The organism is Pseudomonas sp. DWP3-1-3b3, from assembly GCF_049896305.1.
GTDB lineage: Bacteria > Pseudomonadota > Gammaproteobacteria > Pseudomonadales > Pseudomonadaceae > Aquipseudomonas > Aquipseudomonas azotoformans_A.
The window spans coordinates 430939-456803 of the sequence record NZ_JAFCUA010000005.1 but is presented as its reverse complement, the minus strand read 5'-3'; the positions used below and the strand labels follow the sequence as shown (position 1 = coordinate 456803).

General features: G+C 60.5%; 21 protein-coding genes. 11 read left to right on the top strand and 10 right to left on the bottom strand.

Going from position 1 to position 25865, the window contains the following annotated elements; genetic code table 11:
- Nucleotides 1-16: 16 nt before the first annotated feature.
- From ACP7BX_RS18350 to ACP7BX_RS18340, 3 genes are read right to left on the bottom strand one after another with little or no spacing between them, the layout of a single operon-like run.
- Nucleotides 17-1435, bottom strand: a complete 1419-nt coding sequence (locus tag ACP7BX_RS18350; protein WP_426128719.1) for an efflux transporter outer membrane subunit — start codon at nt 1433-1435, stop codon at nt 17-19.
- Nucleotides 1432-3000, bottom strand: a complete 1569-nt coding sequence (locus ACP7BX_RS18345) for a DHA2 family efflux MFS transporter permease subunit (protein WP_082461983.1) — start codon at nt 2998-3000, stop codon at nt 1432-1434. Before ACP7BX_RS18345 ends, ACP7BX_RS18350 begins: the two co-directional genes overlap by 4 nt.
- The gene (locus ACP7BX_RS18340; RefSeq protein ID WP_426128721.1) at nt 2993-4102 is read right to left on the bottom strand and encodes an HlyD family secretion protein; all 1110 of its coding nucleotides are present in this window, start codon (nt 4100-4102) and stop codon (nt 2993-2995) included. The genes ACP7BX_RS18345 and ACP7BX_RS18340 overlap by 8 nt, the downstream gene beginning before the upstream one ends.
- A gap of 99 nt (nt 4103-4201) precedes the next feature.
- Between ACP7BX_RS18340 and ACP7BX_RS18335 the strand changes: the two genes are divergently transcribed.
- Complete coding sequence (locus tag ACP7BX_RS18335) at nt 4202-4912, top strand: CerR family C-terminal domain-containing protein (protein WP_426128723.1); 711 nt, start codon at nt 4202-4204, stop codon at nt 4910-4912.
- 7 nt (nt 4913-4919) lie between these two features.
- On the opposite strand, the gene ACP7BX_RS18330 is transcribed toward ACP7BX_RS18335, so the two are convergent.
- On the bottom strand, nt 4920-5720 hold the full coding sequence (locus tag ACP7BX_RS18330) for a S1 family peptidase (protein WP_426128725.1): 801 nt from the start codon (nt 5718-5720) through the stop codon (nt 4920-4922).
- A gap of 234 nt (nt 5721-5954) precedes the next feature.
- Here ACP7BX_RS18330 and ACP7BX_RS18325 point away from each other — a divergent pair, with 234 nt between their 5' ends.
- The 4 genes from ACP7BX_RS18325 (at nt 5955) to ACP7BX_RS18310 (ending at nt 8898) form a co-directional block, all read left to right on the top strand.
- Nucleotides 5955-6419: a hypothetical protein gene (locus tag ACP7BX_RS18325; protein WP_033903010.1), complete on the top strand. Its 465-nt coding sequence runs from the start codon at nt 5955-5957 to the stop codon at nt 6417-6419.
- Between the two features lie 123 nt (nt 6420-6542).
- Nucleotides 6543-6698 (top strand): hypothetical protein, encoded by a 156-nt coding sequence (locus tag ACP7BX_RS18320; RefSeq protein ID WP_177074976.1) that lies wholly within the window; start codon nt 6543-6545, stop codon nt 6696-6698.
- A 269-nt stretch (nt 6699-6967) separates the two neighbouring features.
- Complete coding sequence (locus ACP7BX_RS18315) at nt 6968-7576, top strand: LysE family translocator (protein ID WP_426128727.1); 609 nt, start codon at nt 6968-6970, stop codon at nt 7574-7576.
- 314 nt (nt 7577-7890) lie between these two features.
- Complete coding sequence (locus ACP7BX_RS18310) at nt 7891-8898, top strand: GlxA family transcriptional regulator (RefSeq protein WP_426128729.1); 1008 nt, start codon at nt 7891-7893, stop codon at nt 8896-8898.
- 155 nt (nt 8899-9053) lie between these two features.
- Here the strand turns inward: ACP7BX_RS18310 and ACP7BX_RS18305 are convergent, their stop codons facing one another.
- The 5 genes from ACP7BX_RS18305 to ACP7BX_RS18285 form a co-directional block, all read right to left on the bottom strand.
- On the bottom strand, nt 9054-10292 hold the full coding sequence (locus ACP7BX_RS18305) for an NAD(P)/FAD-dependent oxidoreductase (RefSeq protein WP_426160986.1): 1239 nt from the start codon (nt 10290-10292) through the stop codon (nt 9054-9056).
- A 3-nt stretch (nt 10293-10295) separates the two neighbouring features.
- A complete protein-coding gene (locus ACP7BX_RS18300; protein ID WP_426128733.1) occupies nt 10296-11867 on the bottom strand; it encodes an aldehyde dehydrogenase (NADP(+)) in 1572 nt (523 codons plus the stop codon).
- Between the two features lie 62 nt (nt 11868-11929).
- Entirely contained in the window at nt 11930-12877 is a 948-nt protein-coding gene (locus ACP7BX_RS18295) for a dihydrodipicolinate synthase family protein (RefSeq protein WP_177074979.1), read from the bottom strand.
- A 42-nt stretch (nt 12878-12919) separates the two neighbouring features.
- Entirely contained in the window at nt 12920-13846 is a 927-nt protein-coding gene (locus tag ACP7BX_RS18290) for a 4-hydroxyproline epimerase (RefSeq protein WP_426128735.1), read from the bottom strand.
- 14 nt (nt 13847-13860) lie between these two features.
- A complete protein-coding gene (locus tag ACP7BX_RS18285; RefSeq protein WP_426128737.1) occupies nt 13861-15480 on the bottom strand; it encodes an APC family permease in 1620 nt (539 codons plus the stop codon).
- 186 nt (nt 15481-15666) lie between these two features.
- Here ACP7BX_RS18285 and ACP7BX_RS18280 point away from each other — a divergent pair, with 186 nt between their 5' ends.
- The 5 genes from ACP7BX_RS18280 (at nt 15667) to ACP7BX_RS18260 (ending at nt 23689) form a co-directional block, all read left to right on the top strand.
- Nucleotides 15667-16440 (top strand): helix-turn-helix domain-containing protein, encoded by a 774-nt coding sequence (locus ACP7BX_RS18280; RefSeq protein WP_426128739.1) that lies wholly within the window; start codon nt 15667-15669, stop codon nt 16438-16440.
- Between the two features lie 83 nt (nt 16441-16523).
- Nucleotides 16524-19550, top strand: coding sequence for a P-loop NTPase fold protein (locus ACP7BX_RS18275; RefSeq protein WP_426128741.1), 3027 nt, complete (start codon nt 16524-16526; stop codon nt 19548-19550).
- A gap of 43 nt (nt 19551-19593) precedes the next feature.
- Nucleotides 19594-21657: a maltose alpha-D-glucosyltransferase gene (gene treS / locus ACP7BX_RS18270; protein ID WP_426128743.1), complete on the top strand. Its 2064-nt coding sequence runs from the start codon at nt 19594-19596 to the stop codon at nt 21655-21657.
- A 225-nt stretch (nt 21658-21882) separates the two neighbouring features.
- The gene (locus ACP7BX_RS18265; protein ID WP_426128745.1) at nt 21883-22554 is read left to right on the top strand and encodes a GNAT family N-acetyltransferase; all 672 of its coding nucleotides are present in this window, start codon (nt 21883-21885) and stop codon (nt 22552-22554) included.
- 16 nt (nt 22555-22570) lie between these two features.
- Nucleotides 22571-23689 (top strand): hypothetical protein, encoded by a 1119-nt coding sequence (locus ACP7BX_RS18260; protein WP_426128747.1) that lies wholly within the window; start codon nt 22571-22573, stop codon nt 23687-23689.
- Here ACP7BX_RS18260 and ppk2 read toward each other — a convergent pair.
- Entirely contained in the window at nt 23686-24603 is a 918-nt protein-coding gene (ppk2, locus tag ACP7BX_RS18255; protein WP_025999860.1) for a polyphosphate kinase 2, read from the bottom strand. The two genes, ACP7BX_RS18260 and ppk2, sit on opposite strands and share 4 nt — an antisense overlap.
- A 185-nt stretch (nt 24604-24788) precedes the next feature.
- Here ppk2 and pstS point away from each other — a divergent pair, with 185 nt between their 5' ends.
- Nucleotides 24789-25817 carry a phosphate ABC transporter substrate-binding protein PstS gene (gene pstS / locus ACP7BX_RS18250; protein WP_016978033.1) on the top strand — a complete coding sequence of 343 codons (1029 nt, stop codon included), beginning with the start codon at nt 24789-24791 and terminating at the stop codon, nt 25815-25817.
- Nucleotides 25818-25865 lie beyond the last annotated feature (48 nt).

Sequence of the window (25865 nt, the reverse complement as noted above, 5' to 3'; positions counted from 1 at the left end):
TGTGCAAAGAAGTGTGTCACAACGTCCAGCCCAGCCCCAATGCCTTGTGCAACGAAGCAAAATCCTTGAGTAGTTCCGCGTCCCCTGAGATCCGACTTTCCTGGGCCTGGTAGCGCGTGCGCTCTGCATCCAGCCAATCCAGGGTGCTGGCTGTGCCCGCTCGATAACGCTGGCGGGTCAGGTCTGCCGCACGCACGGCCGAGGCTTCCACACTGCGCAGCAGCACCACGTTCTGGCGCTGGTGACCGTATCGAGCCAGGGCGACATCGGCATCACGCAGTGCACTCAACACCACACTTTTGTACTGCGCGAGCGCTTCGTCGTGACCGGCTTCGGCGCCTTTGACGCTGGCGGAAACGCGACCGAAATCCAGGGCGTTCCAGGTCAGGCGCGGCAGGATCAACCAACTGCCGTTGGCCTTGCGGGCGAGGTGGCCGGGGTCGCTGGCGGAGAATGACAGGTCACCCATCAGGCTGAGCTTGGGAAACCAGTCGGCGGTTTTTTCGCCAATCTGGGCGTTGCTGGAGGCCAGTTTGCGTTCGGCCACGCGGATGTCGGGACGGGCCTTGAGGAGGGCGGCGGGGTCTGCCACGGGCACCGCGCTGGGAATGGCGGGCAGGGCCTGGGCGGTGGCGAGGCGGCCGTCCAGTTCGCCGGGTTCCAGGCCGCATAGCAAGCCGAGCTGATCCAGGGATTCAACGATGGCAGCTTGCAACGGCAGGCGTTGGGCCTGGGTGTTTTCTGCCTGGGTGAGGACTTGTTCGAGTTGCAGTTGGGAAGCTACGCCGCGACTGCGACGCTGCTGGGTCAGGTCGAGGGCCTGGTTTTCGATGTCGACGCTGGCTTCAACCAACGCTAATCGTGCTTGCTGGTCGCGAAGATCGGTGTAGGCCTGGACCACTTCGGCCGCCAGTTGCACCTGGGCGTCGGCCAGTTGAGCTTGGGCCGCGTCGGCTTCCGCCTGCGCCGCTTCGACTGCGCGGCGCGTACCGCCGAACAAGTCGGCTTCCCAGCTTGCATCGAAGCCAGCGAGGTAAAGCGTCAGCGGGCCGCCGCCGCCGCCACCGCCGCCGAGTGCAGAGGTGTTGGGCGAGCGCAGTTTCAACATCGCCGCGTCGCCGGTGACCTTGGGCAGGGCGTCGGCGCGGGCACCGCTGAGGCTGGCGCGGGATTGCTTCAAGCGCGCCTGGGCGGTGGCGATGTCGGGGCTGTTCTTCAGCGCCATGTCGACCAGTTCATTGAGCTGCGTGTCATCCAGCGTTCGCCACCACTGCGCTACCGCCGGCGCGTTGGGCGCTTGGCGGTCGGCGTGGGGCAGGCGCCCGGCGGCGAGGGTTTTCGGCGCCGCATCCGGCGCGCCTGGGTAATCCGGTCCCACAGTGCAGGCGGACAGCAGACCAACGGTCAGGAGCAGGGGAAGGGAGCGAGCAATCATGGCTGTACCGTGCGCTTTTTGAGGATGAAGATCAGGGGCAGGCACGCCAGCATGGCAAGCCCCAGTACGTAGAAGGCGTCGTTGTAGGCCATGACCGAGGCTTGTCGTGCGATGTCGTTGGCCAACTGGGCCATCGCTTGCAACGGGGCGCTGGAGGCATCGCCGGTTTGCGCCAGGTAGCTGGCGGTGTTGCTGGCCATATGGTCCTGGGCGAGTTGGCTGTTGGCCAGGATGCCTTCACGCAGCCTGTCGTCATGGAAGTGGCTGCGCCGGTCCATCAAAACGCCGAGCAACGCCAGGCCGATGGTGCCGCCGAGGTTGCGTGACATGTTGTAGAGCCCGGCCGCGTCCCCGGCGTCCTTGGTCTCGACCGAACGCATGGACAATTGGCTGAGGGGCATCATCACCAGGATCTGCCCGAAGCCGCGCAGCAACTGCGACCAGATGAAGTCATGCCCGACGCTGTCGGCGGTCAACTGGGTGTCGACAAAACAACTGGCCCAATACAGCAACAGGCCGGCGCCGACCATCCAACGCAAGTCATAGCGGCCGAGCATCCTCGGCAGGATCGGCATCAGTAGGAATGCAGGAATGCCCGACAGCAACATGATCGAGCCGGACTGTTGCGCGTTGTAACCGGACAGAATGCCGAGGAACTGCGGCACCAGGTACGCCGTGCCATAAAGCCCCGCGCCCACGGCCGTACCAATCAGCAGCACACTGCCAAAGCTTTTGTTGAGCACCAGTGGCAGGCGCAGGATCGGCGTACTCGACCGGAATTGCCCCACGGCGATCAGGAAAAATCCGGTCACCGTGGCGATGCTCAGCCACACAATCAGCAGCGAATCGAACCAATGCTCACGCTGACCTTCTTCAAGCACCACGGTGAGCGAACTCAAGCCCATCGCCAGGCCGAGAATACCCAGCCAGTCCGCGCTGATAAAACGTTGCAGGTTCATGCGCTCACTGGGCAATCCGGTGATCAGCAGGGTGATCAGGGCGATGCTGATGGGCAGGTTGAGAAAGAAGCACCAGCGCCAATTGATGTTTTCCGTCAACCAGCCGCCGATCACAGGGCCGAGCAAGGGACCGAGGATCACCGTCATGCCGAACATCGTGGTACCGATGGCCAGTTGGTGGGGCGGCAGGCGGGTGCGCACGATGGTCTGCGCGGTGGGGATCATCGCGCCACCGGCAAAACCCTGGCCGATGCGCCCGGCGATCATCGCGCCAAGGCTGGTGGACAGGCCGCAGAACATCGAAAACAGGGTGAACATCAGCGCCGTGCCGATCAGGAACCGGCGCAGGCCGAACACCCGTGTCAGCCAGGCGGCGAGGGGGATCATGACGATTTCCGACATCAGGTAGCCGGTGGCGATCCAGGTGCCTTCGGTGCCAGTGGCGCCGATCTGACCCTGGATCTGCGGCAAGGCGGAGTTGGTGATCGACACGTCGAGAGTGGCGAGCAAGGCGCCCAATGCCCCGGCGGCGACGGCGATCCAGTCGGTCAGCGAGGCGTTGCGCGGTTTCTCGGCAGCCACCGCGGGCATGATCGCCTCAGCCATGGTTGGCGTCCGCGCCGTGGGTGCGCGTGTCGACGTCCACCGTGGCCGACAAGCCGGGCATCAGCGCGGCGCGCAGGTCGTCCGGCACGTCCAGGGCAATGCGCACCGGCACGCGCTGTACGATCTTGGTGAAGTTACCGGTGGCGTTCGACGGTGGCAGTAAGGCGAACTGCGCGCCCGTGCCGGGGGCCAGGCTGTCGATGTGGCCTTGCAGGTCGCGGCCGGGCAGGGCGTCCACGTGCACGGTAACCGTCTGGCCGGGGCGCATGGCGCCTATCTGGGTTTCCTTGTAGTTGGCGGTCAGGTAGATCGCGCTGATCGGCACCACGGTCAGCAGGCGCGTACCGGGCTGTACGTACTGGCCCACACGCACGCCACGGTCGGCCACGCGACCGTCAAGCGGGCTGCGGATCACGGCGTCGTCCACGTCCAGCTGGCTTTGCGCTTCGCTGGCCTTGGCTACGCCCAGTTGCGCCTGGGCTTGCTTGAGCTGGGCTTGCAGCGTGCCGTAGCGAGTCTGGCTGGAGCGCAGTGCCGCCTGTTTGGCCGCCACGGTGCTGCGGGCTTGGGCCAGTTGGTTGTTCAATTGGGCCAGGCGCTCTTCCGGCTCGGCACCGGAGCGGGCCAGCGGTGCGTAACGGGCCACTTCGGTCTGCGCGTGTCGCGCATCGGCTTCGGCGCCCTGCAATTGAGCGCGGGCTTCGGCGATGGTCGAGTCCTGTTGCACCAGATCGGCCTGGGCTTTGGCGAAGTCGGCATTGCGTGCGGCGATAGTGGCGGACGCTTCGTCACTCACCGCCTGGTATTTGCGCGCATCCAGGCGTACCAGCACATCGCCGCGCTTGACGTTCTGGTTGTCGCTCACCAGCACCTCGGCCACGTAGCCGTTGATCTTGGGCGCCACGCTGATACTGTCGGCTTGCAAGTAGGCGTCGTCAGTGGTCTCGATAAAACGCCCGGTGATCCACCACCAAGCGGCCCACGAAACCCCCACCAGCACGGCGATGCCGGCCAGTGAAAGCAGGATGCGACGGGCCTTGCCGCGTTGACCGTTGACGGTTTCTTCAGGCGTGACCTGAGAGGAGGAAGGTGCAGCCGACATCGAGGTCACTCCAGATTTATAACAGATGGAATAAATTCCTTTTTTCGCGAATTTTTGTCAACTGGTATATTTTGGTCCGGTATTCGAGTGGAGTTGCACATGGCACGACATAAACCTGCTGCCGAGGGTGGCTACCAGCGCGGCGAAGAAACCCGGGCACGCATCATTGAGGGGGCGGTCGGGGTGTTTGGCGAGCGTGGCTACGATGGCGCGTCGACCCGCGATATCGCCACGGCTGCCGGCGTCAACGCCCCTGCGATCCAGTACTACTTCGATGGCAAGGAAGGCGTGTACCTGGCGTGTGTCGAACACTTGATCACGCTGTTGTGGGGCAAGATGTCGCCGTCCGTGGAGGCTGCAGAAAGCGCGCTGGCGGACGCCGATTCAGGTGACGACGCGCTGATCGATGCCTCTTTGGGCATTTTGGGTACGGTGGTTTCGACCATCCAGGACAGCCCGCAAACCACGGTCTGGCGTGCATTTATGGATCGCCACCAGGCCGGGTTGTGCCCGCCCAGCGCGACACGGGCGTTCGATGAGCATTTCAAGGCGCGCATCGGCCGAGTGATCCGATTGCTGATCGCACGCCTGTCCGGTTTTGCGGTGGAGGATGAACGCACCGTGATCCATTCCATGGCGCTGTTCACTCAAGGGCTCGCATTTCGCGTGCAAAAGCCCAAGTTGCTGGCGGCGTTGAACTGGACCGAGGTGAATCAGAAAGAAATGGAGCTGGTGCGCCAGGTGGTGCTGACCCAGGCGCGGTTTACGCTGGAGGGGCTGGCACGGCAGCGGGATCAGGCCACGAAGTAGCGCTGGTTCACGGCGATTCGTTCAGCGTCTCGCGAATAAAATCAGCAATCTTTGGGTTGGACAACCGCGCAATCAGGACCCCTTGGCTGACAACGCCCAGTTGCACAAAACCTCGCTTGGGGTGCTTTACGAAGACGGGGCTGCCCGAGTCGCCGCTGTCCGGTATCAAACCGTCAGCCCCGATACAAAAGGTGTTCTGCAGGTTCACGGTCGGCGCGAGTGACGAGCATTGGGTGTCCGGCATTCTGGGCAATCGTGCGCGTTGCAGGTGGTCCGGGCGTACATCTGGTGCCGGGCTGCGTGCCGTGTTGCCCCAGCCGAGGACTGTTGGACGCTTGATGCGCTCCTCTAGCGTTTCCTCGCGCATCACGATAGCGATGGGCTGAATGCCGGTGATGGCGCGGTCAAGTTTGAGGAGTGCGACATCGAGGGTCAACGAGCGGAGGAATTCAGGATGGAGGGCAATGCGTTTTACACCCACTGTCTGCCCTTGCAAGGTATTGCTCAGTTGGGTGCGACCCAGGGTCACTTCTACCTCTGACGGCTGGGTGTTTACCAGGCAGTGGGCAGCGGTCAGCACCCAGTCAGGCGCGACCAGCGCAGCGCCGCAACCATGGCGCTCAAGCGGCGTCGCGCCGGACGCCTTGAATTGCAGCGTCGCCATAAACGGGTAGCGGCCATCCGTCGCATCGGCGCCGCCTACAACTGCCGCTGCGAACATGGGGAACATCAGAATGGCGACGGCCCAAATGCCGCGCAGGAAACGGTCCATCAGTTTTAACGCAAGGCAACGGCTATGGTTGAACATGGCGACTTCCACGGGTGGTTGTGAAGTGCCAAGTAGCTCATGGGCGCAGGGGAGTGCGAAATGAGAAGAGGACGAGAAAGTTGAGTGATCTTTCGCAATGCGCTTGGAGTGATGTCGCGGCGCCTTGTGAATTGTTGTGAAGCACGGATTACTGGCCCATTGCCCATGCTAACGTCCGCTTCGGGCTGTCGTCAGCACGACGATTGCATTCGTTCCACCAGGGGAGCAGCGCCGATGTCTACTACCGTAACGCCCGCCGGCAGCGGGGCAAATACGCCTAAAGCATCACCTTCGGTGTTCGACGACAAGTTGAACATCGCCAAGTCCAGCAAGGTCATTGCCGACTACATGCGCCAGACCGGCAAGTCGGCCATCACCAAGCAGGAACTGACCCAACTGGCCAACAATGCCTCAGGCAAAGTGCCGGCCGAAGTTTCTGATGCGGCCAAGTACATGGAGCGTCACCCCGATGTATTCACCGCTATCGAAACCCACGACGTCCCTGGCGCCGATAACCTCTCGGGTGTGTGGAACTTCGACTGGGCGGCCAACGGCGGGCTGAAAGGCACCGCCACCGATGCCATTGCCAAGATGCAGGATACCTTCGATTTTGCGATCGCCAAGTCGGCGCAAATCACTGAAATCAGCACCGGTAAAAAAGCCGAACTGGACTCCACCAAGCAACGTCCGCAGAACTGACGGCACCTTGTACCACCTGGCTTACAAACCCTACCATCAGGTTACACGATAGCCGTGACGCACTTGAGTTGGCGCTGTCTTACCCTGCGAGAAGTCAATCTCGTCAAGTAAGAGAGTGTGGTCATGAAGTTGAGTTATCTAACCAAGGCAGCGGTGGTAATCGCGCTGTTGTCGACCCTGTCGGGCTGCTGGATGTTCATGCCACCGGGAGGTGGTGGAGGCGGTGGTCACGGTGGCGGGCATGGTCAGGGCGGTGGTCCAGGCGGCGGCCCGCGCTAACGGGCAGATGTGAGAGGCAAGCCATGCGCAATGGCTTGCCTCTTTTTTTGCCCGTCACAAATGCCAGGCAAAGAAAAGCCCGCGTGGGGAGCGCGGGCTAAAAAGGATGTTCATTAGGAGCTGGAGTCACCCTAGGCGCCCGCCTGTGAAAGCTTTGTGAAAATCATGGCAAAAAAGTGTATGCCTCAATCGCACCTTGGCTGTACGGGGCGGGTCGGCGCATTACCCTCTACTGTCGCTGGCATACCTCTTCGTTTGGATGCCGCATCATGTTCATGTCCACCAGCCTGTTATCAGCCTTTGTGCTGTTCGCCTTCGTGTCCTCGATCACGCCCGGGCCCAATAACACCATGTTGCTCGCTTCGGGCGTGAACTTCGGGTTCCGCCGGTCGATGCCCCACGCGCTGGGGATCAGCATCGGCTTCATGCTGCTGGTGATTGCGGTCGGCCTGGGGCTGGGCGAGGTGTTCAAGATATTTCCGTGGGCGTACACAGTGCTGCGTTACGTGGGCGCGGCCTACCTGTTGTACCTGGCGTGGAAGATTGCGACGGCGGGCGGCATGTCCGACAACCCTGATGAGCAGGGCAAGCCCATGACCTTCCTCGGCGCGGCGGCGTTCCAGTGGGTGAACCCCAAGGCCTGGATCATGGCGCTGGGGGCGATCACTACCTATACGCCGGCCGAAGGTTACGTCACCAATGTGCTGGTGATTGCGCTGGTGTTTGCCGTGGTCAACCTGCCCAGCGTCTGTGTGTGGGTCGGATGCGGCAGCGGCTTGCGCAATGTGCTGCGTGAGCCGCGCTGGTTGCGACTGTTCAACGGGTCGATGGCGGCGTTGCTGGTGTTGTCGTTGTACCCGATGCTGTTCGCCGGCTGACTGTCAGACCGGCGAGATGGTCGCCAGCAGGCCGATGCCAATGGTCAACACCAAAAAGCCGAACAGGAAAAGTGCCATCTTGGTCATAAGGCCTCCAGAGGGAAGGGAGTAGGGATGGCGCTATTGTCCGCCCAGGCGGCGTTTCGATACAGACGCAGATAGCAAAGAAAAAACCGTATCAGATGCGACTGGCCCTGTTTAGCCGGGGGCTTTGGTCGCTTGTGGTTTTTTCAAGATCAGGGCCTGAGACAGCCGACGCATTTGCCCCTAAGATGACGCCCATTGCATCAACAATAAGAGTGGGCCAACCCTCGATGGAAAGACGTCAATTCAGCGGCGGCATGAAAGGCAAGAACCTGCGCTACCTCAACGAAACCTCGCAGCCGGCGGCGGTCACCCGCGTCGGCTTCCTGTTGCTCGAACACTTCTCACTGCCGGCTTTCACCCAGACCCTCGACACGTTCGTTACCGCCAATCTGCTGCGTCCCGATCTGTTCGCCGCGCGTACGTTCGGCTGTGACGATGGCGAAGTCATCAGCGACCTTGGCCTGGTGATTCGCCCGGATGCACGGATCGACGTGGCGGCGCTGCAAGACCTGGAACTGCTGGTGATCTGCGGCGGTTTTCGCACGGAACTCAAGGCCAGCGAAGACTTCATCCACCTGCTGCGCACCGCCGCTGAACAGGGCATCAACCTCGCGGGGCTGTGGAATGGCGCCTGGTTCCTTGGCCGTGCTGGACTGTTGCAAGGCTATCGTTGTGCCATCCACCCGGAACATCGGCCGGCACTGGCAGAAGTGTCCAAGGCCACCCACGTCACCAGCGAACCCTACGTCATCGACCGCGACCGCCTGACTGCCTCAAGCCCGTCCGGTGCCTTCCACATGGCGCTGGACTGGATCAAGGGCTTGCATGACAAGGCACTGGTCGAAGGGGTCGAAGACATCCTGGCCTTTGAAGAATCCCGCTATCGGCGCATCAAACCCACCGAAAACGTCAGCGTCAGCGCGCCCCTGCGTGAAGTGGTGAAGCTGATGGACGCCAACCTGGAAGAGCCCCTGGAGCTGGACCAGCTTGCCGTCTACGCTGGCCGGTCCCGGCGCCAGTTGGAGCGCTTGTTCAAGGAACAACTGGGCACCACGCCGCAGCGCTACTACATGGAACTGCGCGTGACCGAAGCGCGGCGGCTGTTGCAGCACACCGAGCTTTCACAGGTGGAGGTGCTGGTGGCGTGTGGGTTTGTGTCGCCAAGTCATTTCAGCAAGTGCTACAGCTCGTATTTTGGCTATCGCCCCTCGAAGGAAAAGCGCTTGGTCAAGTAAATCCCGCCGCTCGTTGTAGTGAGCAGGCTTGCCCTGCGCTGGGCCGCGAAGCGGCCCCACTCCAGGCGCCGCAGTGCTTCAGTCGGAAATCGGCCGTTTGGGTTTAGGGCCGCTTCGCAGCCCAGCGCAGGGCAAGCCTGCTCACTACAGAGCGCTCAGAATCGGTCCAGGCGATAGGGTGCCACTGATGGCGCTTGCCCCCCACGTGCTAACTCCCCAACCCACTCCGCCGTCACCGCCGCCTGTGTCAGCCCTAAATGCTGATGCCCAAACGCAAGCAGCACCTTCCCATCACACACCCGGTCAATCACGGGCAGTGAGTCCGGCAACGACGGCCGGAACCCCATCCACGGCGTTGCACCTTCTGCACTCAAGTCCTCGCGAAACAACCCGTTGCTCAACCGATGCAACTGCCAGGCACGCTGCATATTCGCAGGGCGATCAAGGCCGGCGAATTCCACCGTGCCGGCCAGGCGCAGGCCGTCGGTCATGGGGGTCATGATGAATTTGCGTTCCAGGGACGTGACGGCAAACGGCAGACGATGGTGTTCATGGGGCAGCATCAGGTGGTAGCCGCGCTCGGTGTCCAGCGGGACTTTTTTGCCGGTCAGGGCCGCGGTCAGTTTGGCCGAATGGGCGCCGCAGGCAATCAGCACCTGGCGCGCGGACAGCGGTCCCTGGTCAGTGGTGAGTGAAACGCCTTGTGCGTCGACGCGGCCATCCAGCACGTGGCGTTTAAGAAACTGCACGCCGCTTGCCTTGGCCGCACGTACCAGTTCGCAGACCACGTGGTAGGGGTCCAGGAAGTGCCCGGTGCCGGGGAAAAACAGCCCGCCCTGAATGTTGTCGCTCAACTGCGGTGCAGCCTGGCGTATGGCATCGCCGGACCAGAACGTGACCGGCACTTGCTGCTGTTGCATGCGCTGCTGCAAGGCATTGAGGGCTTCCCGTGATTCCGCCCGCTCAAACACCAGCAGCGAGCCGTCCTCACGCAACAAGTCCGGCTGCCCGATGCTGTGCAGCAGGCGCTGCCACGCACCCAGGCTACCTTCATTGAGCGTACGGATACCCGCGACCGTGCGCTGATAACTCGCCGGACGCAGGTTCAGCAGCAAGCGCGCGAACCAGGGCAGGGCGCGCGGCAGGTATTTCCAATCCAGGCGCAGCGGGCCCATGGGGTCCAGCAGCATACCGGGCAAGCGCTTGAGGATCGACAGGTCGGCAATGGGGAACACCTGTTCGGTCGCCAGGTGCCCGGCGTTGCCATAGGACGCGCCCATGCCGGGTTCCTGCGGGTCGACTACCCGCACTTGCTGGCCCTGACGCGCCAGTTGCAGCGCGCAGGCGACGCCGATAATGCCGGCGCCGACCACGACGATATCCGCATCGGACATGGCCTACGCCTCCCTCTGGCCATCGAGCAGGCGCCGCAGCAGCAACGGATTGCCGTGCCGGAGTGCAGCAGGCAACAGCGCATCGGGGAAGTCCTGATAACACACCGGTCGCAAAAACCGTTGGATCGCCGCCGTGCCCACCGAGGTGCTACGCGAGTCTGACGTGGCGGGGAAGGGGCCGCCATGCACCATGGCATCACAGACCTCGACACCTGTCGGCCAACCGTTGACCAGCAGGCGACCGGCCTTGCGTTCTAGCACCGGCAGCAGGGCCTTGGCGCTTGGCAGATCGTCGTCATCCATCTGCAGGGTAGCGGTCAGTTGGCCTTCCAAGTGTTCGGAAACCTGATGCATCTCTTCGTTATTGGCGCATACGACGATCAATGAGGCTGCGCCGAAAACTTCGGCTTGCAGGTGTTCATTGGCTAAAAAATCCTTGGCCTGAGTCACGAACAGGTGGGCTTGGCCTCTGTTGGGGCCTTCTGCTGGCAACCCTTTTGCCGCCACCTTGGCGTGTTCTGTCAGTGCGGCCACGCCTGCATCGAAGGCACTGAAAATGCCGGGGGTCAGCATGGTCTGCGCTGCACAGTTGGGCAACCTTTCACTGGCCGTGCCGATAAAACGATCCAGCGCGGGCCCTTGTACGGCGATCACCAAACCTGGGTTGGTGCAAAACTGCCCGGCACCCTGAGTCAGCGACGCCACAAAGCCTTTCGCCAACGCTTCACCGCGTGTGGTGAGTGCGGCTGGGAACAGATACACCGGATTGATCGAACTCATTTCCGCATACACCGGAATCGGCTCGGGCCGGGCCTGCGCCGCTTGGGTCAACGCCACGCCACCGCAGCGCGAGCCGGTAAAACCAACCGCCTTGATGCGCGGATCGGTGACCAACGCAATCCCCACCTCGCGTCCCGAACCGTACAACAACGAAAACACGCCTTCGGGCAATCCACACGCCTTGACCGCCTGCGCCACCGCCCGGCCCACCAGTTCACTGGTGCCCGGATGCGCGCCGTGGGCCTTCACCACCACCGGGCAACCGGCGGCCAGCGCGGAGGCGGTATCGCCACCGGCTACGGAAAACGCCAGGGGAAAGTTGCTCGCACCAAACACGGCCACCGGGCCCAGCGCGATATGGCGCTGGCGCAGGTCTGGACGAGGCAGTGGCTGGCGCTGCGGCTGTGCAGGGTCCACCCGCATATCCAGCCACTCCCCGGCGCGTACGGTGCGAGCGAAGGTGCGCAGTTGGCCGCAGGTGCGCCCGCGTTCACCCTGGATGCGTGCGTGGGGCAGGCCGGTTTCGGCAACGGCGCGTTCGATCAGCTCATCACCCAGGGCTTCGATCTGCGTGGCGATGGCTTCAAGAAAGCTGGCACGCGCCTCCAGCGAGGTTTCGCGGTACCCATCAAACGCCGCCCACGCCGAGGCACACGCCTGGGCCACCTGTTCGCCGTCGCCGCCTGGATAGGCCGGTTCCATGGGGGTATCGGTGGCGGGATTGATCGCCCGGATCGCCTCTCGGTTTCCGGAAATGAGTTGCTGACCGATCAGCATTTTGCCCGTCAGAGTCATGGGATTGTCCTGGTAGAAAAGGGGGTTGGCCGCTGCGAGAACCGCAGCGGCGCGCGAGGGCGTCAGGCGACGTTCTGTTCCGCCGACCAGTTGGCGTACCACTGACGGAACAGCGCGTACTGGTTCTCGGCATAACGGCGCTGGGCGTCGCTGAGCACATCCGTTTCATTGAAGTGCAGGGCGTAGCCTGTATCACCGTTGAGCACCATCAAGTGCTTGTAATACAGCACCAGGTCGCAGCCTTCATCGAAGGACGACAGTACTGCCAGCGCGGCCTCCAGCTCACGGGCCTGGCGACGGGCCTTGGCATCGCCCTTGGCGGCTTTTTTGCTCAAGGCCACCAGTTGCAGCACTTCGCGAGGCAGGGCGTTGCCGATACCGGTGATGGCGCCGGTGGCGTTGCAGTTGACGAAGCCGTGCACCACCTGGGTGTCCACGCCGACCATCAAGGTCACGTTATCGTCCTGGGAGGTGATGTGTTCGGCGGCATAGCGCAGGTCGGCGCCGCCGCCGAACTCCTTGAAGCCGATCAGGTTCGGGTGTTCGCGGCGCAGTTCGAAGAACAGGTCGGCGCGGGTGGCGAAGCCGTAGTAGGGGCTGTTGTAGATCACCGCCGGCAGATTTGGCGCAGCCTTGAGGATGGCCGAGAAGTGCGCCTTCTGTGCGGTGGCGGAGGCACCACGGGACAGCACGCGCGGAATCACCATCAGGCCATGGGCGCCGACCTTGGCAGCGTGGGCGGCATGGGCCACGGCTTCACGGCTGTTGACCGCACCGGTGCCGACGATGGTCGGTACACCGGCGGCCACCAGACGCGCCACGCCTTCCTGGCGTTCGGCCTCGGTGAGCAACGGCCAGTCGCCCATGGAGCCGCAGTACACCACGGCGCTCATGCCGATATCGATCAATTCCCGGCCCTTGGCGACCAGGGCGTCGAAGTCTGGTTTGCGCTCGGCGGTGCACGGGGTCATCAGGGCGGGGATGCAGCCGGTGAAGATGTTGTCGCTCATTGTTCTAACTCCTTGGAACGTTCAGTACAAACAGGGAAGGGCTCAGATGCCCCAGGCAAACGGGTCGCGCTCGTCGATCAGCAAGGTGCTGTCGGCGGTCATGTAGGCGCTGCCGGTGATGAAGGGCCGCACGCGCTCGCCGTCCCATTCATAGCGGCCTTCGAATTGGCTGCCGGTGATGCTGGCTTGGGTCCAAGTTTCACCGGGCTTGAGTTTTTCATCCGCGGCCAGGCAGGCCAGCTTGGCGCTGGTGCCGGTGCCGCAGGGTGAACGGTCGTAGGCCTTGCCGGGGCACATCACGAAGTTGCGGCTGTCGGCAAGGTCGTCATCGGCGAACAGTTCGATGTGGTCGATCAGCGCGCCATCCGCACCGTGAATGCCTTGATCTTCCAAAGCCTTGAGCATCGCCCAGGTGTAATCGGTGAGTGCATCCACGTTGTCCATCTGCAAGCGTTGGCCATGGTCCGACACCAGGAAAAACCAGTTGCCACCCCAGGCGATATCGCCGTAGACCACGCCATGCCCTGGCACCTCCACTGGCACCTGTTTGCGCAGGCGGTAGGCGGGCACATTGCACAGCGTCACGCTGCCGTCTGTGTGCAGCGTGGCCTCCACTGGACCGACAGGCGTGTCGATGGCGTGCACGCCGGGCTGGATACGGCCCAAGTGGTGCAGCGACGCGACCAGGCCGATGGTGCCGTGGCCGCACATGCCGAGGTAACCGGCGTTGTTGAAGAAGATCACGCCGCAGATCGCGCCTGGCGTGACGGGCTCGCAATACAGTGCGCCGACCAGTACGTCATTGCCGCGTGGCTCCAGCAGGCAGGCACGGCGCCAGTGATCATGCTCGGTGCGCAGGTTGTGCAATTGATCGGCAATCGTGGCGCCGCTCAGCGCCGGGAAACCGCTCATGACCAGGCGCGTCGGTTCGCCGCCGGTGTGGGAGTCGATCACATGCAGTCGCTTCATAAAAGGCTCCTGAATCAGTAGGTCGCGGGTGTCAGCGGCGGGTGAGGTTCGTCGACCGCTTCGCTTTCATCGGCTTCATGTTCCAGCCGTACCAGATGAGCCGGCACGCCAGTGGCGGCGCCCCAGTAGTAAATGCCGAGTGCGCAAGCGGCGACGACAATGGTGTCGAGCGGGTGGCTGATCACGCCGATGCCACCAAAACTGCCGAGCTTGGACAGCAGGATGGTCACCGCGTAAAAGCCAATCAGCCAGGCAGACGAGCGCACTTGTTGTTTGATATTGAGGTGCGCAGTCGGCACCCAGCGTGCGCACAGCAGGTACACCACAAACATCAGGATCTGCAGGCCGAGCAGCCAGGACACCGTGCCCCAGCCAGACCAATACACGATCAGCGCGGCGATGATGAACGACAACGGACCCAGCACCGCCATGCCCTTGACCCGGAACGGCCGCGCCATCTGCGGGGCATTGCGACGTAGCGCGGCGACGGTGACCGGGGCCACGGCGTAGCTGAGGATCAGCGCCGCAGACACCACATTGATCAGTGCTTCCCAGGACGGAAACGGTAGGGTCCAGAACACCGACAAACCAAAGGTCAGCCACAGCGCCGGACGTGGAATGCCGGACTTCTCATCGATACGCGTAAAAATCTTGAAGAACGTGCCGGTCTGTGCCCAGCCGTACACCACGCGAGGGGTGGCGTTCATGTAGATGTTGCCGCAGCCACTGGGTGAGATCACCGCGTCGGCCACCACCAGGTAGGCCAACCAACCCACGCCCAGTGCCAGGGCGATATCCCGATAAGGCAGCGCCAGCTCCTTGCTGATCCCGGCCCAGCCATTGGCGAGCATTTCCGTGGGCACGCCACCGAGGAAGGCGGTTTGCAGCAGCACGTAGATGGCGGTCGACAACAACACCGAAAGGATCAAGGCAATCGGAATCGTGCGCTGCGGGTTCTTCACTTCACTGGCCACCGAGATGATAGGCGTCAGGCCCAGGTAGGCAAAAATCACCCCACCGGCCGACACCGCCATCTCGATGCCCGACAGCCCGAACGGCGCAAAACCCTGCACCTCAAAGTTCGCCGGTTTGAAGAAGGTGAACAGCACACCAATCACCAGCAACGGCACGATGAACTTGAATACGCTGACCAGGTTATTGGCGATGGCGAAGGTTTTCACGCTGCGGTAATTGAGCACGAAGAACAGGCACAGCAGGGCGAATTGCACCAGCCAGCCGAGGGTGGTCGGGTCGCTGGAACCGGCCTTGGTCAGTTCCGGAAACCACGCCGCTGCGTACTGCCGCGAGGCGACCACTTCGATGGCCACCAGGCTGGAAAACGCGATCAGCGTGATGAAGCCCATCAGGTAGCCCAACAGCGGGCCGTGGGAATAAACCGGGTAGCGCACCACGCCGCCGGCGCGGGGCAATGCCGCGCCTAGCTCGCAGTACACAATGCCCAGCAGCAGCACCGCGAAACCGCCGATGATCCAGGAAATAATGCCCGCTGGGCCTGCGATTGCAGATACGTGACTGGCTGCGAACAACCAGCCCGAACCAAAGATGGCGCCCAACCCGATAAAGGTCAGGTCCATCAGGGAAAGCTGTTTCTTGAACTTGCCTTGAGCTGACATAGCGTCGCCTTCTTGTGAGTTATTGGATAGGCATGCAGTGGCCATACAGTGAACTCATGAAGGGCGGCGCGATTGATGTTTTTTGCCGGCATCGATGACGAAATCAGCACAGTTTTGCTTGCTCGACAGGGCTCCGGGCATCGGGCAATCTGCTATCCGTCAGGCCACCAGCGGGGATCGACCGTCATGATGCAGAGCGCTTTTGCGACCCTTTGCCAAGGGAGCAACCCCCAAGACCTCGAGCAGTTAGTGGGCAGTGTCGCGCAGCTATTGCCGATGCTGGACGTGATCCCCAATGCCGCGATTTTCATCAAGGACACCCAGGCCCGCTATGTGCTCGCCAACCGCACCCTGGTGCAGCGCTGCGGCCTCAAGCAACTGCAACCGCTGCTGGGCAAGACCAGTGCCGAAGTCTTCCCCGCGCAGTTGGGGCCTGGCTACACCGAACAGGACCGGCGCGTGCTGGAGCAGGGTTTTGTGCTGGAAGATCAGCTGGAACTGCACTTGTACGGCACCCGCGAGCCCGGCTGGTGCCTGACCCACAAGTGGCCGCTGTACAGCCACACAGGGGCGATCATCGGCCTGGCGGGTATCTCTGTCGACCTGCAAACCGCCAGCGAAAGCCACCCGGCGTACCAACGCCTGGCCGCCGTGGACGCCCATATCCGCGCACACTTCAACCGCCGCGTGACCCTGGGTGAACTGACACGGATCGCCGGGATTTCAGTGGCGCAGTTGGAGCGCTACTGCAAGCGCGTGTTCCTCCTCACGCCACGGCAGATGATCCAGAAAGTGCGGCTGGAGCAGGCGCACCGGTTGCTGCACACCGACCTGCCGATCACCGAAGTGGCGTTGCAGTGCGGGTACACCGACCACAGTGCGTTTACCCGCCAGTTCAAGGCGTCGACCGGGTTTACGCCGCGGCAGTATCGGCAGGCGACGGGGGGCGCAGGCGAGTAATCGATCCAACGGGTTGTGCTGTTTGGGATAGGTGCCTTGCGTTCAAGGAACAGGGCAGGACTGCGAGGTGGCTATCGGCTATCATGGCGCGCATTCGCACCGCACCGTTGATTGCAAAACAGGATGACTCAGTGACTCAAGGATTAGTGTGCAGGCTTAAACGCAGTTTCAACGCCTTTCTTAAAACGTGGAACGCCGATAAGGCCATTCCTAAAAGTGACGGGGCTTTTGAACCTCTGACGCCTGTATTGCTTGGGGGCAGTCAAGCGGATCGCTATGCGAGTGTGTTTCTGCACGCGCTACGCAATGAGCAAGTTCGTAATATTGCGCTCACGGGCGGGTATGGTGCAGGCAAGAGCAGCGTTATCAGAACCTTTTTTGATCGTTACCCAGAGTTCAAGCATGTTCTGATTTCACTGGCGACCTTCACGCAGGAAAGTCCAGCAGGGCGCGATGCAGAAGCAGATCTGATGTCGCGCATTGAAGAAACAATCGTTCAACAACTGCTATATGCCGTCCCTGCGAAAAAACTGCCGAAAACGCGTTTGAAGCGCATCGTACAAGCCTCCAATACCAGTATTGCGCTGCACACGGTGTTCTTTGCATTGCTGATTGTCAGCGTTCTGCGCATGTATCTGCCTTCCGTCAACATGCTCCCGAAAATCGACCCCGCTTGGCTTGTTCCAGCACTCATGCGCATACCCGATTGGATCGCGCTGATTTTTGCAGGTGCGTCGGGTCTGTACATTCTTCATTCTGTGTTGAAGTACCTTTCCCTCTTCAGCATTGATGGGTTGACGCTGAAAGGCGGGAAGCTGGAAGCGACTCATCATGGGTCCGTACTGCACAAGAACGTCGACGAAATTATCTACTGTTTTGAACGCAGCGATATCGATGTGGTGGTGATTGAGGATCTTGACCGGTTTGGCATCCAAGATGTGTTCTTTAGGTTGCGTGAAATCAACTTCACGATCAGGCAGTCCCCGCAAATCAAGCGTCCCGTGCATTTCATCTATGCCATCCGCGATGAGTTGTTCTCAGTGGGTGAAAAGACCAAATTTTTCGACCTGGTCATTCCCGTTATTCCCGTCGTCAGCTCGGAAAACTCTGGGGAAAAGATGTTGGACTTGTTGCGGGCAGAGCGCTTTAAATCTGTGTTCGGGAGTCTTGATCGCGGGTTGATTGAGACGGTGTGCGATTACATTGATGAGATGAGGCTGATCAAGAATATCGTCAATGAGTTTGATATTTTCTCCAGCCTGCTCGGCGATCGTGGCGTGGTTCTTGATGCGAACAAGCTGTTTGCAATGGTGGTCGTGCGCAACTTGTACCCGGAGGCTTTTGCCGATCTGATCAAACGGCGTGGGGCAATCTATTCGGTGATCACTGGTTTCAGTGGGTGGCGGGATGAAAAGGCACGGATCGCCAGGGCCGCAATCTTGCATTTGCAGGATCGCGAGACGGAGATGGAACCTGACCTTTTTGAGCAAAGGATCGAATCGTTAAGAACTGAGAGTGTGCATGTCCTGCGAATGGCCTTCAGGGATGCCGTAAATTCGGGGTACGAGGACGTTTTGGCCCGGGACCTTAAGGGGCTCGAAGGCGTCATTGAGCTGATGCGTGCGGGCTTTTTCGATATTGACTACAACGATTACCTGAGCTTTTTCTATGAAGGAGCACTGACGCAGGATGACAAGAACCTGATACTGGCCTTACGCCGAGGTGAATCTCCGAAGGTAATGACCTTCGTCAACGACCCTGCGAGGGTGCTTGGCAAACTTGAACATGATTCCCTGGCAGAAGGACGCGGCTTGATCTCCGGATTGGTTGAGTACCTATGCAGCCAAAGCAGCGTTTCGGATGAAGCACTTCATGCTGGAAAACTGGCTACGATCCTCAACGCGGCGCCTCAATACATGGACCGCTTTGCCGAGATGGCCGATTCACTTTTGCTGAGCGCGCATGTACCCGCCTTAATTCAGGCTATCTACGAGACAACTCCCATGCTGTTGGAGCAGCTGGTGATATCTATGCCGAGCGGGCCCAGGCAGGCTTTGCTTTGCACCATTTTCAGCAGCTTGAGCCCCGATCAGATCGCCGCATTGGATGAGGGCGGCATGGGCATACTGCACAGCGTTGAAGAACTGCCGGACGTTACCGATTTAGTCCCGCTGCTCGCACAGGGCGAAGGTGCCTGGAAGTGGTTGCATGAACAACCTGTGCAGTTTCATAACCTCAGCGACACAACCCGCGCAGATGACCTCAAGCAGTTAGTGAGTCTGGGGTTTATCGAGCCTCGACTGGATATGCTTCGCTTGATTTGTTCGACGTTTGAAACAGCGTCAGGCAATGACGAGCGGATCACCTACCGCCGGCTATTGGCCCTGGAACTGGACGGTATGGAAAAGCTGTTGGATCACGCCCCGCATACGCTCATCAAGGAATTGCTCAGCCAAAGCGATGTGTTGGATGAGTCCGTTGAGTCGCTGACAAAATTGCTTGCCGCAGGGGCGGACAAGCTTGATCAGGTTGCTTCATTGCTTGAACACACGAAATCTCAATTGATAGCACTAGAAAGCACGCCCGAAGCTGTCTGGTCGCTTTTATTAAATGCTGAAAGGATTAGTGACAAATCGCAGGCAGTCTGGACGTATTTTCGAGCTGTCCCTCTATTCAGTCCTCGCCAGAGTATTTTCGCACCGCCAAAGGGTGGGTACAGCAAGAAGCCCGAAAGGGCGGTTTTGGGCACGTTCATTGAGCGTAACGCAGAGGCCTTGGCCGACACGCTCTGGACTCTTCATCCCGAGCGCCATCACGAACTACAACGATACTTGCTTCAGGACACGGTACTAAGCAATGACACGCTCAAGCTGTTGTTGTCTAGAACCACCCTGAAGTCGATTGGTATTTTGAGCAACGTCCCGGAGGCGCGCTGGGGGATGCTCGTTGCTTCCACCTTCCTACCCTACACAGAGGAAGTCAGTAGCATTGTCCAAAAGAACGCCAGCCAGCCTGAAGCTGAGCGTTTTGAGCAACGTAAGCTTGAATTCGATGCAACGAATCGCGCTCCTACGCCTCATATGACTACGACCGGTGTTACCGATACCTGATACCTCCGCGTCGGACTCATTCACGACAACAGGGATCAGGCATATGACGGCGGCTGAAAACAACCATGTGAGCTGGCTGGTGGAACAATCGATGCTGCACGCGGCACGCCAGCGCGCCAAGCTCTATTCGGGCCAGGGCCGGTTGTGGCAGCAGCCGTACGCGCAGACGCGGCCCCGCGATGCTTCGGCCCTGTCGTCCGTGTGGTTTACCGCGTACCCGGCCTCGATTGTGACCCGCGAAGGCGGCACGGTGCTGGAGGCGCTGGGGGATGAGGCGCTGTGGCAGGCGTTGTCGAAGATCGGCATCCAGGGCATCCACAATGGCCCATTGAAGAAGTCCGGCGGCCTGAAGGGCACGCAGCACACACCGACCATCGACGGCAATTTCGACCGCATCAGCTTCGAGATCGACCCGGAGTTGGGCACCGAGGCGCAGTTACAGGCGTTGACGCGCATGGCGGCGGCGCACAATGCGGTGATCATCGACGATGTGATCCCGTCCCACACCGGCAAGGGCGCGGATTTCCGCCTGGCGGAGATGGCCTACGAGGACTATCCCGGCCTGTACCACATGGTCGAAATCCGCGAGGAGGACTGGCCGCTGCTGCCCGACGTCGCTGAGGGCCGTGACGCGCAAAACCTCAGCCCCGTCCAGGTCGATGCGTTGCGTGACAAACACTACATCGTCGGCCAGTTGCAGCGGGTGATCTTCTTCGAGCCCGGCGTCAAGGAAACCGACTGGAGCGCGACAGACGTGGTGCTCGGTGTGGATGGCAAGCCGCGTCGCTGGGTGTACCTGCATTACTTCAAGGAAGGCCAGCCATCGCTGAATTGGCTGGACCCGACCTTCGCCGCACAGCAAATGATCATCGGTGACGCACTGCACGCCATCGACGTGATGGGCGCGAAGATCCTGCGCCTGGACGCCAACGGCTTTCTCGGTGTGGAGCGCAAACTGGACGGCACGGCCTGGTCCGAGAGCCATCCACTGTCGATCACCGGCAACCAGTTGCTCGGCGGCGCGATTCGCAAGGCCGGCGGTTTCAGCTTCCAGGAGTTGAACCTCACCGTGGATGACATCGCTTCCATGTCCCATGGTGGCGCCGACCTGTCCTATGACTTCATCACGCGCCCGGCGTACCAGCATGCACTGCTGATGGGCGATGCCGAGTTCCTGCGCCTGATGTTGCGTGAGATGCACCGCCAGGGTATTGATCCGGGTTCGCTGATCCATGCGTTGCAGAACCACGATGAGCTGACCCTGGAACTGGTGCACTTCTGGACCTTGCACGCCCATGACATCTTCCTGTACCAGGGCCAGACCTTTCCCGGCAATATCCTGCGCGAGCACATTCGCGAGCAGATGTACGAGCGCCTGGCCGGTGAGCATGCGCCGTATAACCTCAAGTTTGTGACCAATGGCGTGTCGTGCACCACGGCCAGCATCATCACGGCGGCGCTGGGCATTCGTGATCTGGAGGCGATCACCGAAGCTGACATCCGGCAGATCCGCCAGATCCATTTGCTGCTGGTGATGTACAACGCCATGCAGCCTGGGGTGTTTGCCCTGTCGGGCTGGGACTTGGTGGGCGCGCTGCCGCTGGCGGCCGAAGAGGTCGAGCACTTGATGCAGGATGGCGACACCCGTTGGATTCATCGCGGCGCGTATGACCTGGTGGATTTGAACCCGGACGCAGAGCTTTCGGCCGGCCATATGCCGCGCTCGCAGAGCCTGTATGGCAGCTTGAACAGCCAGTTGCAGGACCCTGAGTCCTTCGCCTCCCAACTACAGAAGATTCTCGCGGTGCGCCGCGCCTATGACATCGCCGCCAGCCGCCAGATTCTGGTGCCGGAGGTTGAAAACTCGGCGCTGCTGGTAATGGTGCATGAATTGCCAGCCGGCAAAGGCACGCAAATCACTGCACTGAATTTTGGTGCCACGCCGATCACTGAAACCCTGCATTTATCCGATATTGCTGCCGGGATGGTGGTGGACATCATCAATGAGCGTGTGGAGGGCGACCTGACGGCGGAGGGGGCATTCACCATTACCCTGGATGCGTATGAGGGGTTGGCGTTGCGGGTGGTGAGTAGTTCACCACAGTAACTTTACCCACCATAAAGATCGCAACTTGTTTCGGAGTTTCCTTACGTTGCCTGCATAAAGTCGCATGTTAGTGTCCTGCTCACTACTTGCCTCTTACACGTATGGCGACTCAAAGGAACAGGAATGCGATCTCCATCGGTATCCAGTGAAGAACATTCAGCTGCACAACTTCCGCGTGCAGGGCTAGTGGTCAGTCTCGCCACTCGGCAAGAAGAAATACGTGAGGTGCAACGCCTGCGTTATCGTGTCTTTACCGAAACTTTTAAGTTGTCTGAACTTGCAAACCCTGAGGCGTTGAATACTGACGAGTTTGACGACTACTGCGACCACTTACTGGTCCGCGACGCCAAGACTTCAGCCGTGGTGGGCACCTACCGCCTGATGGGCCCGGCCGCTGCACAGCGCATGGGGCACTACTACTCGGAGAGGGAGTTCGACCTCAGTGGACTGGCGTCATTGCGCGCCAGGACCGTTGAAGCCGGGCATGCCTGTGTCCACCCCGAATACCGCAGCGGCAGTGTGATCATGCTGTTGTGGTCAGGCCTTGCGAGGTACATGGAGAGCCAGGGCTGCGACCATTTGATGGGCTGCGCGAGCGTGAGCCTGTCCGATGGTGGTCATGATGCGGCAGCGCTGTATCGCGGTTTTACCGCAGATAATCGGGCGCCTGCCGACTATCGCGTAACGCCCCATATCCCTTTTCCCTTGGAAGCGTTCGAGCCCGGACATGTGCCGCGCGTACCGCCGTTGCTCAAAGGTTATTTGCGCAGTGGTGGCTGGGTCTGTGGTGCACCGGCGTGGGATAAGGAATTTAATGTCGCGGACTTCTTTATGTTATTGCCACTGTCGAAGTTGGACAGCCGTTATGCGCGACATTACTTAAAGCCTAAACAATAACAAGGGTTCGTTTACTATGTTTCTGAGTGAAGAAAGAAATACCGTTTTAGCCTGTATTCCTGAACTGGTGCCTGTTCTTGAAGCGGCCTCACTGATTGAACTTGAACGCGGCGAGTCCAAACAACTGGCCACGTTGTTTAAAACAGTCGGCGCGCCAGGGCTTTCCATCTCCAAAGCACTTGGCGGTGGAGGGATCAGCGCAGTCAACCTGGCCCAGGTACACACCTGGGTTGGCGCCCATTGCCCTTCATTGGCCGTGATGATGACCATGCACCATCACACGGTAGCCGGCATGATGGCGGCGAGTCGCTTCTTTCCCGATATCCAGGGAATGCTCGGCGTGGTCGCTCGCGACAACCTGTTGGTCGCCTCGGGTTTTGCCGAGGGGCGGGCGCACGCCAATATCCTGGAGTCCACGCTGTCCGTAGAAAAAACAGCCGATGGTTATCGAGTGAGCGGCAGCAAAAAGCCCTGCACGATGACCCATCACTTTGACGCGATCACCTTTGGCGTCAACTACGTCGACCCGCAAGGCCAGACCCATATCGGCATCGGCCTGGGGTTGGCGGGTGACCCGAATATCCAGCGGAAAAAGTTCTGGTCGGTGCCGCATTTGCAAGCAGCCGACAGCCATGAAGTGATCTTCAACCAGCTGTTGGTGCCAGAGGCGATGATGTATTTCAGCAAGGCCGTGGATAACCAGCTGGACGATGTGCAGCAGGGCACGGGTGAGCACTTGTTTGCGATCTGGTTCCAGTTGCTTGCGTCGGCGTCCTACCTGGGCATGGCGTCTGCGTTGGCGTCGAGGGCATTGGCGTGCAACAAAGGCTCGCAGGATGATCGCGCAATGCTGCTGATTGATCTGCAGGGCGCCACGATGGCGATACGCGGCCTGGCGGTTGCAATCGACCAGAACCGGTTCCTGCGCGCAGACCTGGCACGCGCGCAAGCCACGCGCTTTGCCGTGCAAGAGGCGATCAACCGCATCAGTACCCGCGCCTTCGAAATCCTCGGTGGCATGGCGTTCATGTCCTCCGAGGAAGTCGCTTACCTGTTGGTGGCAACGCGGGTACTGGCGTTTCACCCCACTTCACGGCTCGCCAGTGTGCCGTTCCTGTGTGAGCAGCTCAGTTAATAGAGCTGCGGCACGATGAGTTCCGGTGGCGTCGGGCTACGGGAGTAGTCCTCCTGCCGCACGCGCTGCGGCAGTTCGATCACCGGCAGCTCGACTTCTTCATACGGCATCTGCCCGAGCAAGTGGTGGATGCAGTTGAGCCGGGCTTTTTTCTTGTCATCCGCCTGCACCACCCACCACGGCGCTTCGGCGATGTGGGTGCGCTCGAGCATGATTTCCTTGGCCTTGGTATAGGCCTCCCAGCGCCGACGCGACTCCAGGTCCATGGGGCTGAGCTTCCATTGCTTGAGCGGGTCGTGAATACGGCTAAGAAAGCGCAGGTGCTGTTCCTGGTCGGAAATGGAAAACCAATACTTGATCAACTGAATGCCGGAACGGGCGAGCATGCGCTCGAACTCCGGCACGGTGCGGAAGAACTCTTCGTACTGGTCCGCGTTGCAGAACCCCATAACCTGCTCGACGCCAGCGCGGTTGTACCAGCTGCGGTCGAACAGCACGATTTCGCCAGCGGCCGGCAAGTGCGAGACGTAGCGCTGGAAATACCATTGAGTTTGTTCACGGTCATTCGGCGCGGGCAGGGCGGCTACTCGGCAGACCCTGGGGTTCAGGCGTTGGGTGATGCGTTTGATCACACCGCCTTTGCCGGCGGCATCGCGCCCTTCGAACAGGATCACCACTTTGTGACCGGTCTTGACCACCCAGCTCTGCAATTTCACCAGCTCGCCCTGCAGGCGGAACAGTTCGCTGAAATAGATCCTGCGCGCGGCTTTTTCGGCGCTTTCACCGACGTGCTCGTCAAACAGCGCGTTGAGGTCGTGCCCATCTTCGGATAATTCCAGTTCCAGCTCTTCGTCACTGTGATCCAGCAATTCACGATGGATGCGCTGCATCAAGGCATCTTCTATTGAGGACATGGGCGGAACTCGCGTGGTGGGGATGGCAAAGTCTTAGTCGCATTTTGTTACTAACAAATGACATCAAATGCCGTGATTGCGGTGGGAGAGGGGGACAACCAGGCGTTTTGCCACTCCACGTTCATAAAACCGTAACAAGAATGTTGCAGAGTTCCCGAGCCCGTAATTCACAAGGATTTTCCTGAATGAAACGTCTGATGAAGTCTGCTGCACTCGCCGTTGCGGTTTCTCTCAGTGCCACCTCGGTGTTTGCTGCCGAGAGCATCCGCCTCACCGGTTCCGGTGCGAGTTTCCCAGCCCCGATCTACCTCACCTGGTTCAAGGATTTCAGCAAGAAAACCGAGGGTGTCACCGTTGATTACCAATCCAAAGGTAGCGGTGCGGGTGTACAGGACTTCCTGAACAAAACCGTCGACTTCGCCGCCAGCGACTCGGCCATGAAAGACGAAGACATCGCCAAGGTGGCCGAAGGCGCGCAACTGCTGCCGATGACCGCGGGTGAAATCGTGTTGGCGTTCAACCTGCCGGGCAATCCTAAAGAACTTAAATTGCCACGCGATGTGTACTCCAACATCTTCCTGGGCAAGATCACCAAGTGGAACGATCCCAAGATCGCCGCCGCCAACCCAGGCCTGAAACTGCCTGACATGCCGATCACTGTTGTCGTGCGTGCAGACTCCAGCGGCACCACCGCGGTGTTCACCAAGCACTTGGCCGCGATCAACCCTGAGTTCCAGAAAGACCTGGGCGAAGGCAACACCGTCAACTGGCCAGCCAGCGACAAGTTCATCAAGTCGCCGAAAAACGACGGTGTAACCGCCACTGTGCGTCAGACCCCAGGCGCGATTGGCTACATCGAATACGGCTTCGCCAAACTGGCCAAGGTTGACTTTGCCCAGCTGCAGAACAAGGCCGGCAAATACGTTGTACCTAACGCCGAAAGCGGCGCCGAAGCCCTGGCTGCGGTGAAAATGCCGGAAAGCCTGGTGGCCTGGCTGCCAGATCCGGATGGTGCCAAGTCCTACCCGATCACTTCCTACACCTGGATGATCTTCCGCAAGGACAACGGCAACCCAGCCAAAGCCAAGGCCATGCGTGAAATGGTCGAGTACAGCCTGACCGAAGGTCAGAAAATCGCCGACTCGATGGGCTACATCCCACTGCCTCCATCGGTTGTCGATCAAGTTCGCAAAGCTTCCGCCAACATCCAGTAAGGCCGCCAGGCCGCTCTCGGTATGGGTTGTCAGCCATGCCGGGAGCGT